The organism is Mycobacterium sp. SA01 (genome assembly GCF_041287105.1).
GTDB lineage: Bacteria > Actinomycetota > Actinomycetes > Mycobacteriales > Mycobacteriaceae > Mycobacterium.
Map to the genome: position 1 here is coordinate 370,706 of NZ_JBGGNO010000017.1, position 16,533 is coordinate 387,238.

General features: G+C 65.6%; 17 protein-coding genes. 9 read left to right on the plus strand and 8 right to left on the minus strand.

Annotated elements, in window-relative coordinates:
• The first annotated feature begins 1 nt into the window (after position 1).
• The 5 genes from AB4879_RS11975 to AB4879_RS11995 are packed head-to-tail and all read left to right on the plus strand — an operon-like array spanning position 2 to position 4,544.
• Positions 2-997: a Zn-ribbon domain-containing OB-fold protein gene (locus AB4879_RS11975; RefSeq protein WP_370507748.1), complete on the plus strand. Its 996-nt coding sequence runs from the start codon at positions 2-4 to the stop codon at positions 995-997.
• A 13-nt stretch (positions 998-1,010) separates the two neighbouring features.
• Positions 1,011-2,072: a thiolase domain-containing protein gene (locus AB4879_RS11980; protein ID WP_370507749.1), complete on the plus strand. Its 1,062-nt coding sequence runs from the start codon at positions 1,011-1,013 to the stop codon at positions 2,070-2,072.
• A 2-nt stretch (positions 2,073-2,074) separates the two neighbouring features.
• On the plus strand, positions 2,075-3,259 hold the full coding sequence (locus AB4879_RS11985) for a thiolase domain-containing protein (protein ID WP_370507750.1): 1,185 nt from the start codon (positions 2,075-2,077) through the stop codon (positions 3,257-3,259).
• The gene (locus tag AB4879_RS11990; protein ID WP_370507891.1) at positions 3,259-4,137 is read left to right on the plus strand and encodes a TIGR03619 family F420-dependent LLM class oxidoreductase; all 879 of its coding nucleotides are present in this window, start codon (positions 3,259-3,261) and stop codon (positions 4,135-4,137) included. Before AB4879_RS11985 ends, AB4879_RS11990 begins: the two co-directional genes overlap by 1 nt.
• A 5-nt stretch (positions 4,138-4,142) precedes the next feature.
• The gene (locus AB4879_RS11995; protein WP_370507751.1) at positions 4,143-4,544 is read left to right on the plus strand and encodes a nuclear transport factor 2 family protein; all 402 of its coding nucleotides are present in this window, start codon (positions 4,143-4,145) and stop codon (positions 4,542-4,544) included.
• On the opposite strand, the gene AB4879_RS12000 is transcribed toward AB4879_RS11995, so the two are convergent.
• Positions 4,541-4,675, minus strand: coding sequence for a hypothetical protein (locus AB4879_RS12000; protein WP_370507752.1), 135 nt, complete (start codon positions 4,673-4,675; stop codon positions 4,541-4,543). The genes AB4879_RS11995 and AB4879_RS12000 overlap by 4 nt on opposite strands.
• An 86-nt stretch (positions 4,676-4,761) precedes the next feature.
• Positions 4,762-5,286 (minus strand): gamma carbonic anhydrase family protein, encoded by a 525-nt coding sequence (locus AB4879_RS12005; protein WP_370507892.1) that lies wholly within the window; start codon positions 5,284-5,286, stop codon positions 4,762-4,764.
• 120 nt (positions 5,287-5,406) lie between these two features.
• On the opposite strand from AB4879_RS12005, the gene AB4879_RS12010 reads away from it, so the two are divergent.
• Together AB4879_RS12010 and AB4879_RS12015 are read left to right on the plus strand one after the other, a co-directional pair.
• Positions 5,407-6,549, plus strand: a complete 1,143-nt coding sequence (locus AB4879_RS12010; RefSeq protein ID WP_102807265.1) for a Rieske 2Fe-2S domain-containing protein — start codon at positions 5,407-5,409, stop codon at positions 6,547-6,549.
• 2 nt (positions 6,550-6,551) lie between these two features.
• Positions 6,552-7,010, plus strand: a complete 459-nt coding sequence (locus AB4879_RS12015; RefSeq protein ID WP_102807266.1) for a hypothetical protein — start codon at positions 6,552-6,554, stop codon at positions 7,008-7,010.
• 75 nt (positions 7,011-7,085) lie between these two features.
• On the opposite strand, the gene AB4879_RS12020 is transcribed toward AB4879_RS12015, so the two are convergent.
• Genes AB4879_RS12020 through AB4879_RS12030 form a run of 3 tightly spaced genes read right to left on the minus strand, consistent with a single transcriptional unit; the run spans position 7,086 to position 10,139 of the window.
• Positions 7,086-8,225: a sulfotransferase gene (locus tag AB4879_RS12020; protein WP_370507753.1), complete on the minus strand. Its 1,140-nt coding sequence runs from the start codon at positions 8,223-8,225 to the stop codon at positions 7,086-7,088.
• Positions 8,225-9,007 carry an SDR family oxidoreductase gene (locus AB4879_RS12025; protein WP_102807268.1) on the minus strand — a complete coding sequence of 261 codons (783 nt, stop codon included), beginning with the start codon at positions 9,005-9,007 and terminating at the stop codon, positions 8,225-8,227. The genes AB4879_RS12020 and AB4879_RS12025 overlap by 1 nt, the downstream gene beginning before the upstream one ends.
• Positions 9,008-9,011: 4 nt before the next feature.
• Entirely contained in the window at positions 9,012-10,139 is a 1,128-nt protein-coding gene (locus tag AB4879_RS12030; RefSeq protein WP_102807269.1) for a hypothetical protein, read from the minus strand.
• Positions 10,140-10,262: 123 nt separating this feature from the next.
• On the opposite strand from AB4879_RS12030, the gene AB4879_RS12035 reads away from it, so the two are divergent.
• Complete coding sequence (locus AB4879_RS12035; protein ID WP_370507754.1) at positions 10,263-11,174, plus strand: IclR family transcriptional regulator; 912 nt, start codon at positions 10,263-10,265, stop codon at positions 11,172-11,174.
• 81 nt (positions 11,175-11,255) lie between these two features.
• Here AB4879_RS12035 and AB4879_RS12040 read toward each other — a convergent pair whose 3' ends face one another.
• Both AB4879_RS12040 and AB4879_RS12045 read right to left on the minus strand, forming a co-directional pair.
• Positions 11,256-11,651, minus strand: coding sequence for a hemophore-related protein (locus AB4879_RS12040; protein ID WP_102807271.1), 396 nt, complete (start codon positions 11,649-11,651; stop codon positions 11,256-11,258).
• Positions 11,652-11,782: 131 nt separating this feature from the next.
• Positions 11,783-12,340 carry a hypothetical protein gene (locus AB4879_RS12045; RefSeq protein WP_370507755.1) on the minus strand — a complete coding sequence of 186 codons (558 nt, stop codon included), beginning with the start codon at positions 12,338-12,340 and terminating at the stop codon, positions 11,783-11,785.
• Between AB4879_RS12045 and AB4879_RS12050 the strand changes: the two genes are divergently transcribed.
• Entirely contained in the window at positions 12,339-14,423 is a 2,085-nt protein-coding gene (locus AB4879_RS12050; RefSeq protein WP_370507756.1) for a PQQ-dependent sugar dehydrogenase, read from the plus strand. The genes AB4879_RS12045 and AB4879_RS12050 overlap by 2 nt on opposite strands.
• Here the strand turns inward: AB4879_RS12050 and AB4879_RS12055 are convergent.
• Positions 14,420-16,510, minus strand: a complete 2,091-nt coding sequence (locus AB4879_RS12055; RefSeq protein WP_370507757.1) for a RecQ family ATP-dependent DNA helicase — start codon at positions 16,508-16,510, stop codon at positions 14,420-14,422. The genes AB4879_RS12050 and AB4879_RS12055 overlap by 4 nt on opposite strands.
• Positions 16,511-16,533: the final 23 nt, after the last annotated feature.

Genomic DNA, 16,533 nt, shown 5'->3' on the forward strand with positions numbered 1-16,533 from the left:
TGTGACCACCAGCCAAAGCAGCCCGGTGCAGATCGACGCGCATCAGAAGCCCCTTTCGGCACCGCTGAAGCTGTCATTCGACTACACCCGTTCAGTCGGACCACTCCTCGGCCAGTTCTTCACCGCATTGCGTGAGCGACGCATCCTCGGTGTCCGCGGCTCGGACGGGCGAGTGCTCGTACCACCCGCTGAGTATGACCCCGTGACTTACGCGCCGTTGACGGAGGTGGTGCCGGTTGCCGGCGTCGGGACCGTCGAGTCGTGGACCTGGCAGTCCCACCCGCTGGAGGGCCAGCCGCTGGACAAGCCGTTCGCCTGGGCGCTGATCAAGCTCGACGGCGCAGACACCGCCCTGCTGCACGCGGTTGCCGCGGACTCACCCGACGCGATCAGCACGGGCGCGCGGGTCCACGCGCACTGGATCGACGAGCCCGTCGGCGCGATCACCGATATTGCGTACTTCGCGCTCGGGGACGCTGAAGAGGCGGTGGAATCGTCCGCTGGCGACGACCGCGAGCCGGTGACCATCCTGGTATCGCCGAGCAGCATCGAAATCCAGCACACCGCATCGCTTCCGGAGAGCGCATTCCTGCGCGGACTGGAAGACGGCAAGCTGCTGGGCGCCCGTACCGGCAGCGACGGCAAGGTCTATTTCCCGCCGAAGGAAGCCGACCCGGCCACCGGCCTCGAGCTGGACAACTTCATCGAGCTGCCGGACAAGGGCACGGTGACGACGTTCGCCATCATCAACATCCCGTTCGCCGGACAGCGCATCAAGCCGCCGTACGTCGCGGCCTACGTGTTGCTCGACGGCGCCGACATCCCGTTCCTGCACCTGATTCAGGAGATCGAGGTCGCTGACGTGCGGATGGGCATGCGGGTTCAAGCGGTGTGGAAGCCCCGCGAGGAGTGGGGTCTGGGCATCGACAACATCGAGTACTTCAAACCGACCGGCGAACCCGACGCCGAATACGACACCTACAAGCACCACCTCTAAAGGGAATCGCCACATGACTTTTCGCGATGTAGCGGTCGTCGGCTTCGCTCATGCTCCGCATGTCCGGCGCACCAACGGCACCACCAACGGCGTCGAGATGCTGATGCCGTGCTTCAAATCGCTCTACGACGAGCTCGGCCTGAAGCAGACCGACATCGGCTTCTGGTGCTCCGGCTCCTCGGATTACCTTGCCGGTCGCGCGTTTTCGTTCATCTCAGCGATCGACTCGATCGGTGCAGTGCCGCCGATCAACGAATCACACGTCGAGATGGACGCGGCCTGGGCGCTGTACGAGGCGTACATCAAGATCCTGACCGGCGAGGTCGAGACCGCGCTGGTGTACGGCTTCGGCAAGTCCTCGGCCGGCACGCTGCGCCGGGTGCTCGCACTGCAGACCGACCCGTACACCGTCGCACCGCTGTGGCCCGATTCGGTGTCGATGGCGGGCCTGCAGGCGCGATTCGGCCTGGACTCCGGCAAGTGGACCGAAGAGCAGATGGCTCAGGTCGCGCTGGATGCGTTCGCCGCAGGCGGCCGCACCGACAAGGTGGCACCCACCGGGTCCGTCAGCGAACTGCTGGCTCAGCCATACTTCGCAGATCCGTTGCGACGCCACGACATCGCGCCTATCACCGACGGGGCGTCGGCCATCGTGCTGGCGGCCGGCGACCGGGCGCGCGAGTTGCGGGAGAACCCGGCGTGGATCACCGGTTTCGAGCACCGTATCGAAACGCCGGTGCTCGGTGCCCGCGACCTGACCACCTCACCGTCGACCGCGGCGTCGGCCAAGGCGGCCACCGGCGGCGACACCAGCTCCATCGAGATCGCGGAGCTGTATGCGCCGTTCAGCCACCAGCAGCTGATCCTGACCGAGGCGATCGGCCTGCCGGAGTCGACGAAGATCAACCCGTCGGGCGGCGCGTTGGCCGCCAACCCGATGTTCTCGGCCGGCCTCGAGCGGATCGGGTTCGCCGCCCAGCACATCTTCTCTGGTTCGGCGGGTCGGGTGCTGGCTCACGCCACCAGCGGCCCTGCGCTGCAACAGAATCTCGTCGCCGTGCTGGAGGGGAAGTAGTCATGGCCAAAAAGCTCGCCGCAGTTCTCGGAACGGGACAGACGAAATACGTCGCGAAGCGCAAAGACGTCTCGATGAACGGTCTGGTGCGCGAGGCGATCGACCGGGCGCTGGAGGACTCGGGGTCGACCTTCGACGACATCGACGCCGTCGTCGTCGGCAAGGCGCCCGACTTCTTCGAGGGCGTGATGATGCCCGAGCTGTTCATGGCCGACGCCGTCGGCGCCACCGGCAAGCCGCTGATCCGCGTGCACACCGCGGGTTCGGTGGGCGGGTCCACGGCCATCGTCGCCGCCAGCCTGGTGCAGTCGGGCAAGTACAAGCGCGTGCTGACCATGGCGTGGGAGAAGCAGTCCGAGTCGAATGCCATGTGGGCGTTGAGCATTCCAGTGCCGTTCACCAAGCCCGTTGGCGCAGGCGCGGGTGGCTACTTCGCCCCGCACGTGCGGGCCTACATCCGACGCTCCGGCGCGCCGCTCAACATCGGCGCGATCGTCGCGGTCAAGGATCGGCACAACGGCGCCAAAAACCCCCTGGCACACCTGCACCAGCCCGACATCACCGTCGAGAAGGTGATGGAGTCCCCGATGTTGTGGGATCCCATCCGATACGACGAGACCTGCCCGTCCTCGGACGGCGCGGCGGCCATGGTGATCGGCGTCGAGGAAGCCGCCGACGCCCGCGTGGCCGACGGACATCCGGTCGCCTGGGTACACGCGACGGCGCTGCGCACCGAACCGCTGGCTTACGCCGGCCGCGACCAGGTCAACCCGCAGGCCAGCCGTGATGCGGCCGCCGCCCTGTGGAAGGCGGCGGGGATCACCAGCCCGATCGACGAGATCGACGTGGCCGAGGTCTACGTGCCGTTCTCCTGGTATGAGCCGATGTGGCTGGAGAGTCTGGGCTTCGCGCCGGAAGGCGGCGGCTGGAAGCTGACCGAGGCCGGCGAGACGGCTATCGGCGGCAAGATCCCGTTCAACCCTTCCGGCGGCGTGCTGAGCTCCAATCCCATTGGGGCATCGGGCATGATCCGGTTCGCCGAGTCGGCGATCCAGGTGATGGGCAAGGCCGGCGAGCATCAGGTCGAGGGTGCGCGCAAGGCGTTGGGCCATGCGTACGGCGGCGGCGCGCAGTACTACTCGATGTGGGTGGTCGGCTCGGAAAAACCAGCTAAGCCGTCCTCATGATGCAGTACACGGTCAGCATCGCGTTCAGCCCGCTTGACCAGCTCATCGAAATTGCCAAGGCGGCAGAGGATCTCGGCTTCGACAACATCGCGCTGCCGGACTCGATCTTCTATTTCGAGAAGCAGTCCGTCGACTATCCCTACACCGCCGACGGCAAGCGGATGTTCGACGAGCACTCGCCCTGGGTCGATCCGTTGATCCTCGCGGGCGCATTGGGTGCGGTGACCTCGAAGCTGCGTTTCTACACCAACGTGATGAAGCTCGGCTCGCGCAACCCGCTGCTGCTGGCCCGCCAGGTCGGCTCCGTGGCGAACCTGACCAACAACCGGTTCGGCTTCGGTGTCGGGATCGGCTGGGCGCCTGAGGAATTCGAATGGTGCGGCGTGCCGTATGCCAAGCGCGGCAAACGGGTCGACGAGATGATCGACGTCATCAAGCTGGTGCTCGCCGGCGGCATGGTCGAGCACCACGGCGAGTTCTACGATTTCGACCGGCTGCAGATGAGCCCCGCGCCGTCGGTGCCGGTGCCGTTCTACGTCGGCGGCCACACTGACGTGGCACTCAAGCGTGCGGTCCGGATCGGCGATGGCTGGACCAGCGCGATGATGACTTGCGACGAGCTGGCCGAGACGATCTCCACGCTGAAGCAGCTGCTCGCCGAGGCCGGTCGAGCCGAGGACCCCTTCGAGTACCAGGCGGTCTGCATCGACAAGTTCGGCGTCGACGGTCACCGGGACCTGGTCAAGGCCGGCGTCACCGACTACATCGGGATTCCGTGGGTGTTCGAGGGGCTGCCTTTCGACGCGCCGGTGGACAAGAAGATCGACTCGATGAAGCGGTTCGCCGAGACGTACATCCACTCGGGCTGGCAGGACTGAGACCGATGAGCACACCGGCCCACGAAGCGGGGCGGCGATCCCGCGAGGCGGCCATGGCCCATGACAAGCAGGCATGGCTTGCGGTGTTCGCCGACGATGCGATCGTCGAAGACCCGATCGGACCGTCGCATTTCGACCCTGAGGGCAAGGGCCACCGGGGCAAGGACGCGATCGCGAAGTTCTACGACATGGCGATCGCCCCCAGCGCGCTGACGTTCAACTTCGAGAAGACGTACCAGTGCGGCAACGAGGAAGCCAACGTCGGCCACATTGTGATCGAGTCCAGCGGGTACCGGGTGATCGCCGAGGGCGTCTTCACCTATCGCGTCGACGACCAGGGCAAGATCGTCGCGCTGCGCGCGTATTGGGAACTGGACAAGGCGACCGCGAGCGCACAGAAGATCTAGGCGGCGGGGGCGGTCGGCTCGGCGTAGGCCAGCGGCCATTGCGCTGGTGCCGGTGCGGCCAACGAGCAGGCCGCACACACGGCCGCTGCGATGGTGGGATAGCCACACGCCGGGCAGATATCGAGTGCCATCCTCAGTCCTCCACGCGCTACGTCTTGTCAGGTAGCGGGGACATACCCGACGCCGAAATCGGCCAAACGCCGGGGAGACGGGGATCTCAGACTTCGTCTAAGCCGGTCAGGTAGCGCTGAGCCAGATCTTGGTACGCCTTGGGGTTGATGTTCACCCACACCTCGGCCCGCGTTCCGGCGATCGGCCCCTTGACCTTCGCCGGTGATCCGGTGACCAGCACCTCGTCCGGAATGTGGGTGCCGCCGACCACCAGTGAGTGCGCAGCGATCATGCTGCGGGCGCCGATCACCGCGCCGTCGAGGACCGTGCAGTGATTGGCGATCAGCGCCTCGGCCCCGACGTGCACCCCATGGATGGTGCACATGTGCGCAATCGTCGCCCCGGGACCGATGTCCACCGGGATGCCCGGCGGGGCGTGCAGCACCGACCCGTCCTGCACATTGGCGCCCTCCCGGATCACGATCGGCGCGTAGTCCCCCCGCAGCACCGTGTTGAACCACACCGATGCGCCGGCCTCCACGGTCACGTCTCCGATGAGCACCGCAGTGGGCGCGACGAATGCGGTCGGATCCACCCGCGGTGAACGCCCTTCGAACGAATACATCGGCATCGTCCAGATATACCGCACTTCAGATGGGTAATCCGCAGCTAGTGGTGCTCTCATTGCGCGATGAGTCGGAAAAACTGTAACGTGTTCTAGTTAGAACCTACGAGTTGGAGGGGCGCGAGGGTGACAAGCGGCATTCGCGAGATCGACACTGGAACCCTGCCGGACCGGTACGCCCGGGGCTGGCACTGCCTGGGTCCAGTCACTGAGTACCTGGACGGCAAGCCCCACCCGATCAACGCGTTCGGGACCAAACTGGTGGTTTTCGCCGACTCCAACAACGATGTGCACGTCCTGGACGCGTACTGCCGGCACCTGGGCGGTGACCTGTCGCAGGGCACGATCAAGGACGACGCTCTCGCGTGCCCGTTCCACGACTGGCGCTGGGGCGGCGACGGCCGTTGCCGCCTGGTCCCCTACGCCAAGCGGACCCCGCGATTGGCCCGCACCCGGTCATGGGAGACCGACGTGCGCAGCGGGCTGTTGTTCGTCTGGCACGACCACGAGGGCAACCCACCGCAGCCCGAGGTGCGGATCCCGGAGATCCCGGAGTACGCGGGCGGTGAGTGGACCGAGTGGAAGTGGAACTCGATGCTGATCGAGGGCTCCAACTGCCGCGAGATCGTCGACAACGTCACCGACATGGCGCACTTCTTCTACATCCACTTCGGTTTGCCGACGTACTTCAAGAACGTCTTCGAGGGCCACATCGCCTCGCAGTACCTGCACAACGTCGGCCGGCCCGACGTCACGCTCGGCGGCTCCGCCTACACCGAGTCGCACCTGGATTCCGAGGCGTCGTACTTCGGCCCGTCGTTCATGATCAACTGGCTGCACAACAACTACGGCGGCTTCAAGGCCGAGTCGATCCTGATCAACTGCCACTACCCGGTGACGCAGGACTCGTTCATGCTGCAGTGGGGTGTGATCGTCGAGAAGCCCAAGGGCATGGACGATGCCATGAGCGACAAGCTGTCGGATGCCATGGTCGTCGGCGTCAGCAAGGGCTTCCTGCAGGATGTCGAAATCTGGAAGCACAAGACCCGCATCGACAATCCGCTGCTCGTGGAAGAAGACGGCGCCGTCTACCAGATGCGCCGCTGGTATCAGCAGTTCTACGTCGACGTCGCCGACGTGACGCCCGACATGACCGATCGCTTCGAACTCGAAGTGGATACCGCCCCGGCCAACGAGAAGTGGCAGGTTGAGGTTCAGGAGAACCTCCGCAAGCAGGCCGATTCTGAAGGACAGCCGACCCAGGTGTGAATATGAGCCCCGACGAAACGCCTGACGTCGACGATCTGGCGCGGTCCATGCTCGAGTTGCTCGGCGTGCACGAGCACGACGAGCCGCACGAGCACAGCGACGAGGCGTCCGGATCATGGTCCAAGGCACCGGGTTTCGCCGCGGATCCGCAGCGGATGGCTGCCGTCCAGGAATCGACCCGCCAGGACCGGGAACGGTACCTGTCGGCCGGCCTGGTCGAGATCGACTGCCGGTTCTGCCACATCGCGGTGAAGGTCAAGAAGCTCGGGGCCGCCCACACCGCGGTGCAGTGGAGCAGCGAAGCGCAGCAGCGCTGCGCCTATTTCGCCGAGATCCGGGAAGCGGGCGGCAGCAGCGCCCGCACCCGGTCCTGCCCGAAGTTGTCCGACAGCATCAGACATGCTGTGGCAGAAGGATGTCTGGAGGAGTACTCCAGCGCCCCGGCACCGGGCGACGGTTAGGCCGCCCCTCGCCGAAACCGACGCTTCGCCGCGAAAGTGCGAGTAAATCGCGACATTTCGTCGATCTCGGGGCTGCTACAGCCCCTTGAAGCGCTCCTTGACCTGCTCCTCGGTCAGTCCGTAGTCGGCCAGCGAGTAGGTGTGCTTGGGTGCCCGCGGGCCCTGCTTGCTCTCCTCGTCCGTCCGCTGGATCGCCGCCCGCGCCTCATCGGTCAGCTCGATACCGAAGTGTGAGTAGATCTTCTCCACCGTGCTGATCGGTTCGCGAATGAGCTCGAAGTAGTCGACATCGTAGAACTGCGCCGGATTGCGCTTGGCACGTTCGGTGTTGAACAGCTCCAGCCCGCGCGACCAGGTCTCCAGTGAGTCGGCGCCGATGACGTCGTCTTTGAATGTGTTCGACCAGCCCTCGGTGGTGTGCTGAGCCAGCGAGCACATCGACGCCATGATCGTTTCGGCCGGCCGGTGGCACTGCAGGATCAGCGCATCCGGGTAGACGGCGAACACCGCGTCCAAGGCGAACAGATGGCTGGGATTCTTGAGAACCCACCGCTTCTCGGGATCGTTGAGTCCGATCAGCTGCAGGTTCTTGCGATGCCGCGCGTACGGCTTGGTCCAGTCCTGTCGGGAAAGCCATTGCGCGTACGTGGGCACGTGCGCGAGCGTCTCGTAGGACACCGAGTGCACCGACTGACGCAGCAGCTGCCAGCACTCCTCCACCTCATCGGCGGTCATGTAGTGCAGGCCGGTGTAATCCGGGTTCTCCTCATGGGCTTTGGTGAACTGCGCGTCGATCTGCTGGAAGACCGGGTTGTCCTTCCAGGATTCCCGCGGCGGCCGGGGTTGCGGGAATTCCGCCAGCCACAGCTCCAACCCCTGGTGCCGCGGATCTCCGCACAGCAGCCGGTGCAATGCGGTGGTGCCGGTGCGCGGCAAGCCGGTGACGAAGATCGGACGCTCGATCGGCACGTCGACGTGCTCCGGATACTGCTTGAAGGCGGCCTCGGAAACAAGCCTGGCCACCAACGCATTTCGCACGAAGAACCGGTGCATTTTGCTGCCGAGCTCGGTCAGATCGGCATCGGTGCGAAACGACTCCAGAAGTACGCTCAGCGCCTCTTGGTAGTTGTCGTCGTCGACGCCGAAGTCGTCCATGCCGGTGGCTTTGACGGCCGAGGCGAGCAGGCTCTCGACCGAAAGAAAGTCTGAGCTCATCAGTTGTGATACTCCCCGCAGTTGACGTCCAGGGTCTGGCCGGTGATGCCGTTGGACAGATCGCTGGCCATGAACAGGATCGCCGAGGCGACCTCGTCCTCGGTGGGTAGCCGCTTGAGATCGCTGTTGACCGCGGCAGCCTTGTAGATCTCGTCGACGGTCGTGCCGTACTTACCGGCCTGATGCTCGAAGTAGCCCTGCAATGTGCCACCCCAGATGTATCCGGGCAGAACGGAATTCACCCGGATGCCCTGGGGTCCCAGTTCACTGGCCAACGACTGGGACATCGACAGCAGCGCCGCTTTGGCCAGCTTGTAGGCACCCTGTTTGGGGTCGGAGTGCCGGAGCACCATCGAGTTGACGTTGACCACCGAGCCCTTGGCCTCGACCAGTGCCGGGGTGAATCCCTGGATCAGCCGCAGGGCACCGAGCACCGTGAGTTCCACCGTCTCGCGGATGTGGTCGAACGAGGTGTTGGCGAAGGGCTTCATCGACGGCACCTTGAACGCGTTGTTGATCAACACGTCGACCTTGCCGTAGGCGGCCAGGGTCTCCTTGACCAGGTTGTCGACCTGAGCCTCGTCGGTGATGTCGGTGCCCACCGACAGCGCGCGGCGGCCGAGGTCGGTGACCTGCTTGGCCACATCGTCAAGACGCCCGACCGTCCGTGCCGCCAACACCAGGTCGGCGCCTTCCTCGGCACATCGGCGCGCCAGCGTGGTGCCCAGCGCGGGACCGACGCCACTGATCACGACGACCTTGTTCTCGAGCAAGCCGGCCATGTGTCTACCCCACCATCCTGTTGCCAATCAGCTTCTGACGCAGTGCAATTCGCTCTCGCCAGTCGTCTTCGGAGATCTTGTTCTGCTCGTAGTAGGGCAGCTTGCCCGCGACCTCGCCGAGATCGACGATCTCCATCGTCGGCCCATCGGCCTCGGTCAACGCGCGCGATACTCGCTGCCAGCGGAACTGCAGGTAACCCTTGCCATGCCCGAGCGTCTCGACCCAGTTGGTCACCCCGGGGCTCTTGTCGGCGACGACGATGCGGATCTTGCCGTCCGGATCGGCCTGCGCCTGAGTTCCATTCAGCGAGGTCTGGTGGTTGATGTAGTCGAGCGAGATGTACCAGAGGCTGCCGAGCTGGAACCCGAGGTACGGGGCGTCAGTGACCGGCAGCGTGATGATGATCGCCTGATCGGGGGTGATGTCATAGTGCCCGACCGATGAGTATTGGGTGGCCAGCCCGCCCGGGGTGAGCCGCGGCGAGGTCAGTGTGTTGACCGGCAGGTTGTCGTAAAACCACTTCGGGAACTGTAGCCACGTCTTGACACGTTGTACGAGCTGCTTTCCTGCTGTCGCCCAGCGTCTTTCGATCAGCTCCTTGCTCAGCGCCGGCGGCGCCGTCCCCGCGGTGTCGGTGCGCGCGATCGCGAAGTGTCCCCGCTGCGCCGACCAGTCGTTGTACACCTCCCGAATGACCAGCTGCGCGTTGCTATCCGGGGTGAACCGCCACTCGAAGGTGCCGTCGGCGGCGATGTCGAGCTTGCGGTCGTCGAATGCCGTTTCACTGTCCGGGACCACTTCGTCGGTGTACTCGCCACCGAGCAGCTGGAAGCTGACGTCGGTGGTGGTCCCGCGCTTACCGGTGACGACGTACTCGTTGCCGGCCACCACCCGGGTGCCGAAGTACATGGTGTCCGGATTGTCCAGGCCCATTTTGGTGAACGGGCCGGTGCCCGAGTGCAGGAAGGGATGGTCGCGGTCGTAGTCGAAGGCGACGTGCGTGCACGCCGCGACACAGCCGGCCAGGTACTGCAGTCCCTCGAGCAGGTCCGCCTCACTCTCGATGAAGTCGGCTTCCTTCACCAGCCGTTCGGACTCGGCAATGGCGTCCACCAAGGGCTGTGTGTACATGACCGCCTCGCGTTTCAAAATTGGACCGCACTGGTACGTTCTTGGGACTGAGACTAGAACGTGTTCTAATCTTCGTCAACCAACACTTGGTCCATATATGGAACACAGAGGTAGGATTTTGCAATGCCGGATGGTTCCGTTTCTGGTCGATCATCGCCCCCCACGCAGCGCGTGGTGGCGATTCTGGACTTCCTCGCCAAACACCCGCAAGAGAAGTTCGGCCTGTCGGAACTCTCTCGGCGATTGCAGCTGGCCAAGCCGACCTGCCTCGGCATCGTCACGACGCTGACCGAGTCGGGCTACCTGGTTCGCGACGCGGCCGACAAGACCTACCGGCTGGGCCCAAGCCTGATCACGCTCGGTCACCTCGCCCAGGAGTCGTTGCGGGTCAATCCGGCAGCACGGGCCGAACTCAGCAGGCTGTCGAAGGCCTTCGAGACCACAGCCGCGCTGGCCGGTGTCGTGGACGACCGGATCACGCTGCTCGAGTTGGTCGGGCCGCCCGGTTCCGATGTCGGGGTGCGGGTTGGGGAGAGCTACCCCTTCGCGCCACCGGTGGGCTTGATGTTCGTGCTGTGGGACGACGAAGCGCTGCGCGGCTGGCTCGGCCGCGCGCCGACCATTCCGCTGCGGACCGAGACGGAGCGGCTGGACCGCGTCATCGCCGAATGCCGGACCGCGGGATACCTCGTCGAACGACTCACCCCCGGTGGGCGGCGGCTGTACGCGCTGATGGCGGGCATGTCCACCTCGATGCCCGACGAACTGCGTGCCCTCTTGGGCGAGTTGATCTCCGATATCGGTGAGCGGGTGTACCTGCGAAGCGAAGCCGAGGGGCCGGGGTCACGCCAGCGGCACGACGTCAGCGTCATCTCCGCACCCGTCTATGACCACCACCACCGGCAGGCGATGGTGGTGTCGCTTCAGATCGGTCGCGCTCTCACCGATTCCGAAATCGCCAAGCACGCAAAGGGTTTGGTGGCGACCGCCGACGCCCTCACCACCCAGCTCGGCGGCACCAAACCGCAGTGGTGATCTCGCGGGGCCCGGCCCCGACGGCGGCGATCTCGCGGGGCCCAGCCCCGACGGCGGCGATCTCGCGGGGCCCAGCCCCGACTACAGCTCGCCGATGACGACCAGCGCCTCGGCAGGCTCCACCTGCAGGCCGCACCGGTTCTGGAAATCAACCAGCGGCGCCTTGATGGCCCGGATGTCGCTGGCCTGGTCCGGGTGGTCGTTGAAGTAGGTGTTGAACGCGCCGATCGCGCTGAAGGCCGACTGCCTGGTGGCGTCGAGCAACGCCTCGTTGGCGTCGGGGTGCACGGCGAAGTAGTCGGAAAGATCCTTGGTCACCGAGCTGATCGTGGCTGACAGACCCGCTGCCGAGCACTCGGTTGCCGCGGCAGGTGCAGGCGCGGGCGTGGGGTCGGCCAGGGCGGACGGCATCGAGACAACCGCGCCGACCACACCTGCGGCCAGCACTGCCACAACAACGGCACGACGACTGAACATTGGGTTCTCCCTTCACGGCGCGCAGCAGTACGGCCGCACAGCCACTGAATGGAACGTCGCGCCGGTGCCGCACCGTGTTACCGCCCGCGTTGCGTAGTCCGATCCCGCCGAGCGGAAAAAGCAGTAGTGCGCTACTGCATTCGCCCGGCCTTGCGCGACCGACGATTCCCTTGCACAGCAAGCCTGGGGGGCAGTTGTATGGCATCGCACGGATACGCGCAGTATGTCGGCCGGGTGGGCACTTTGGCCGTGGCCATGGGGATCGGCGTGGGATTGGGGTACGGCTCGCCCGTCGCGTGGGCCGACGACTCCACGTCGAGTTCACCGTCGCGAACTGACAGCGGAACAGGCCATGGCGCGGGAAGTGCACGCTCCCACGCCACCGGCCCGGCCCGCAGCGGGCCGAGGCACGCCGTCACGTCCACCGGTGTGGTGCCGCCGCGCGTGCGCGCCAGCCAAACAGTCTCGACAGCAACAACTCCGCGGCGAACAACGACCAGATCGACGCCGGAGGCTGCGCAAACCCCGGAACCCGGCACCGCCTCGTCGGTGTTCGGGCCCGGTCTCGATGACACCGGGCACAGCGGAAAACCGACATCGACACCACCACCGTCACCGTCACCGTCACCGGGCAACCCCTTGACCAATCTGCTTAAGCCGGTGAAGATTTGCGCCTGCAAGCTCGTCATGAGGGTGCTCGAGACCATCGGCAAGGTCGTCGGTGGTGAGCAGAGTGGCGGCGGTCCCGCATTGCCGCCGGTCGATAATCCGATCTTGGCGGCCGTCGCCGAGTTCGCGCGCCGCAGCATCAACCAGATTCTGGCGACACCGCCGATCGCTCATGCGGTTGCGGTCGTCAACGAACAGCTCGCACTCGCGCTCGACCGACTCACCTTCGCATCGCAGGACCTGATTCGGTGCGCCAACCCTGTTCAATCCCAGCCGCTTCCCGCCGACCTGGACCGGACCACGATCGTCGACGGGCTGGACCAGCCGACTGATTTCCAGTTTCTCCCCGACGGCCGCATCCTGATTCTGCAGCGGGACGGCTCGCTCAAGATCGCCGCCAACGCCGAAGGCGCTACTGCGGTCAAGGTCGGCGAGATCCAGCCCTCGGACGCATTCGAACTGGACCCGGACTTCGCGCACAACGGGTACTTCTACACCACCTACAACTCGACGGACTCCCACGCCCGGCTGTCACGATTCACCATGGTCAACGACACCGTCGATCTCACATCAGAGAAGGTGCTGATCGATTCGGTGCAAACCGGGTCGATGCATCAGGGCAACACCATGGCGTTCGGACCCGACGGCAAGATCTATTTCGCGATGGGCGATGACAGCCTGAACACCAACGGCCAGGACCTGTCGACCATCTTCGGCAAGATACTTCGGATCAATCCCGATGGCACCATCCCGCAAGACAATCCGTTCTACAACACGCCCGGGGCGCGCCAGGAGATCTACGCACTGGGCATGCGCAACCCGTTCCGGATGACGTTCACCCCCACCGGCCAGCTGCTGGTGGGCGACGTAGGTGACGAATCCTGGGAAGAGCTGAACAACGTCGTCGCCGGCGGCAACTACGGCTGGCCGGTCCAGGAAGGGCCTTGTGCGAGTTGCGCCTACGACAATCCGGTCTACGCCTACCCGCACACTCCCCCGCCGGGGCGGGCGGGCTCGATCACCTCGGTGATCGTGTACACCGGCACCGCGTTGCCGGCCGAGTACCAGAACAAGGTCTTCGTCGCCGATTACACGCTGCACTGGCTCAAGGCGCTGACTTTCGACTCCACCTACACCAATGTGATCGGCGAACAACTCCTGGACACCGACGCGGGCACGACTGTGCAGATACGGCAGGGGCCGGACGGTAATCTGTATCAGCTCAACATCTATCCCGGCGAGCTGTACCGTATCGCGGCGTCCGGCGGAAACCGTGCTCCCACAGCCGTTCTGACGGCCACCCCGACCAACGGATATTCGCCGCTGAGCGTGCAGTTCTCCTCCGCCGGCTCCAGCGATCCGGACCCGGGAACGACACTGAGCTACAGCTGGGACTTCGGTGACGGCGGCACATCGGTGGCCGTGAACCCGGTCCGCACGTACAACACCGACGGCAGTTACACCGTCACGCTCACAGTCAGTGACGGGCAGCGGACCAACACCGCGAGCCAGAACGTCGTCGTCGGCAGCACGCCGCCGGATGTGCAGATCCTGACCCCGATCAACGACTCTCATTACAACGCCGGCGATGTCATCAGCTTCAGCGCCACGGCCACCGATGCCGAGGATGGCGCTCTGCCAGACAGCGCCTACAACTGGCGGGTGATCTTCCACCACGCCGACCACATCCACCCCTACGTGGACAGCGTCGTCGGCCCCAGCGGCACCGTCTCACTCGCCACCAACGAGCACAACGTGCCCACCACGTGGTACGAGATCAGCCTCACCGTCACCGACAGCAGTGGACTGTCGACGACCAAGACGGTGGACATCAAGCCCAACCTCGTGACGTTGACGTTCAACAGCAACGACCCGAACGCGGTGTACACCGTCGACGGCATTCCGCACACGGGTACGTTCAGCCAGCAGGCGGTCGTCGGTGTGGTCCGGCACCTGGACGCGGGCTCGCCGCAAACCGTCGCCGACGGGCAACTGGTCTTCAACCGGTGGTCGGACGGCCTCACTCAGGAGCACCAGATCTCGACGCCAGGAAGCGATTCCACCTACACGGTGTACTTCGACAAGACGCCCAGCACCGCTTAGCTGACGCCCGCGAGCGCGAACGGCAGTACCTCCGATACGCCCGCCCGGCGCAGGCAGCGCGCCGCGGTGGTCAGCGTCCAGCCGGTGTCGGTGACGTCGTCGACAAGAAGCACCGTACGCGGAACCTGCTGCAGCGCAGTGAAGTCAGGCTCCTGCCAGGCGTCATGCAGTGCCGCGACCCGATAGGCCGAGTTCACTGCCGTGACCGGCCGTCGGGTCGGACGGTAGTGAAGGGTCCCCAGATTCGTCAGGCGGCCCGCCTGGCCGAGACGGTCGACGACGGAGCGGATCAGGATCGGATGCGTCGACGAGTCGAGCCCCATGACGGCCTCCGGTCGCGTCTCCCACGGCCAGTCGGCCAACACCGCGATCGCGGCGCGGACGAACTCGTCGGGGACCGGGCCATCCGGCGCATCCAGCAACCGGCGCAACCGGGTGCCCCAGCCCAGATCCGTGAGCCGTCCGATCGCGCGACCCTCAAGCGGCCCGTCGTCGATACGCCCACTCACGTCGACCCCGAGCTTGGCCATGCCGGTCGGCCATATCCGCCGTGGCGCCACCTCGACACCGCACTGCTGGAGCCGGTCGTTGGTAGCGTCGAGCGCACGCTCGTCGACCTCGGCGGTGAAGCGGGACCCGGAACAGTTGTCGCATCGGCCGCAGCTATCCTGCGCTGACAGTTCCGGATCGTCCAATTGCGCACGGAGAAAGGCCATCCGGCAGCCCGTCGAGTTCTGATAGTCGAGCATGGCCTGCTGTTCACGACGCCGGGCCGCGTCCAGCGTGCGATAGCGCTCTTCGTCATAGGTCCACTGCTGACCGGTGCCGATCCAGCCGCCCTTCACCCGCTGTACCGCGCCATCGACATCGAGCACCTTGAGCACCATCTCCAGCCGGTTGCGGCCAAGGTCGACCAGCGGTTCCAGCGCTGGCGTCGACATTGGACGGTCCGGCTCCAGCACGCTGATCACCTTGCGCACCAACGCTTCCGGCGGAAAGGCGACCGAAGCGAAGTAGCTCCATATCTCGGCGTCCTCGTGTCCCGGAAGCAGGATCACCTCGGCGCGAGCGGTGGCGCGGCCGGCGCGGCCCACCTGCTGGTAGTACGCGATCGGCGACTGTGGCGCCCCGAGGTGGATGACGAAACCCAGATCTGGTTTGTCGAATCCCATCCCGAGCGCGGAGGTGGCCACCAGAGCCTTGACCCGGTTGGCGAGGAGGTCGACCTCCATCTGCTCCCGCTCGGCAGGGTCGGAGGCCCCGGTGTAGGCGGCAACCTGATGGCCCTGCTCTCGCAAGACCGCCGCCAGATCGCGGGCGGCGGCGACGGTCAGGGTGTAGATGATGCCGGACCCCTCCAGCGAATTGAGCTGCGCCGCAATCCAGGCCGCGCGCCCGGCGGCGGTGGGTACCTTCACTACCGACAGATGAAGCGACTCGCGGTCCAGGCCGCCGCGCAGGACCAGCGTGTCGCCACCACCGACGCCGAGTTGAGCCGCCACGTCGCCGACCACGCGGTCATTTGCCGTCGCCGTGGTGGCCAACACCGGTACGCCGGAACCCAATTCGGCAATCAACGTTCGGATGCGGCGGTAGTCCGGCCGGAAGTCATGTCCCCAGTCGGAGACACAGTGCGCCTCGTCCACCACCACCAGGCCGGCGTCGGCGGCCAACGATGGCAGCACCTGGACGCGGAATTCCGGATTGTTCAAGCGCTCCGGACTGACCAGCAGCACGTCGAGATCACCGTCGGCGACCCGGCGGTGGATGTCATCCCACTCGGTGACGTTGCCGGAGTTGATGGTCGCCGCACGCACCCCGGCGCGCTGCGCGGCGCTCACCTGGTTGCGCATGAGCGCCAGCAACGGTGACACGATCACCGTCGGCCCGCGGCCCTGCTCGCGCAGCAGCTTGGCGGCGACAAAGTAGACCGCCGACTTGCCCCAGCCGGTGCGCTGCACGACCAGAGCCCGCCGCCGGTGCACCACCAGCGCCTCGATGGCCGTCCACTGGTCATCGCGCAGCACCGCCTGCGCGCCGGCCAGTTGCTCGAGGATCTTCTGTGCGTCAGCTCGGGTCGCGGTCACGGTCCCATCGTGCCCGGAGGGGA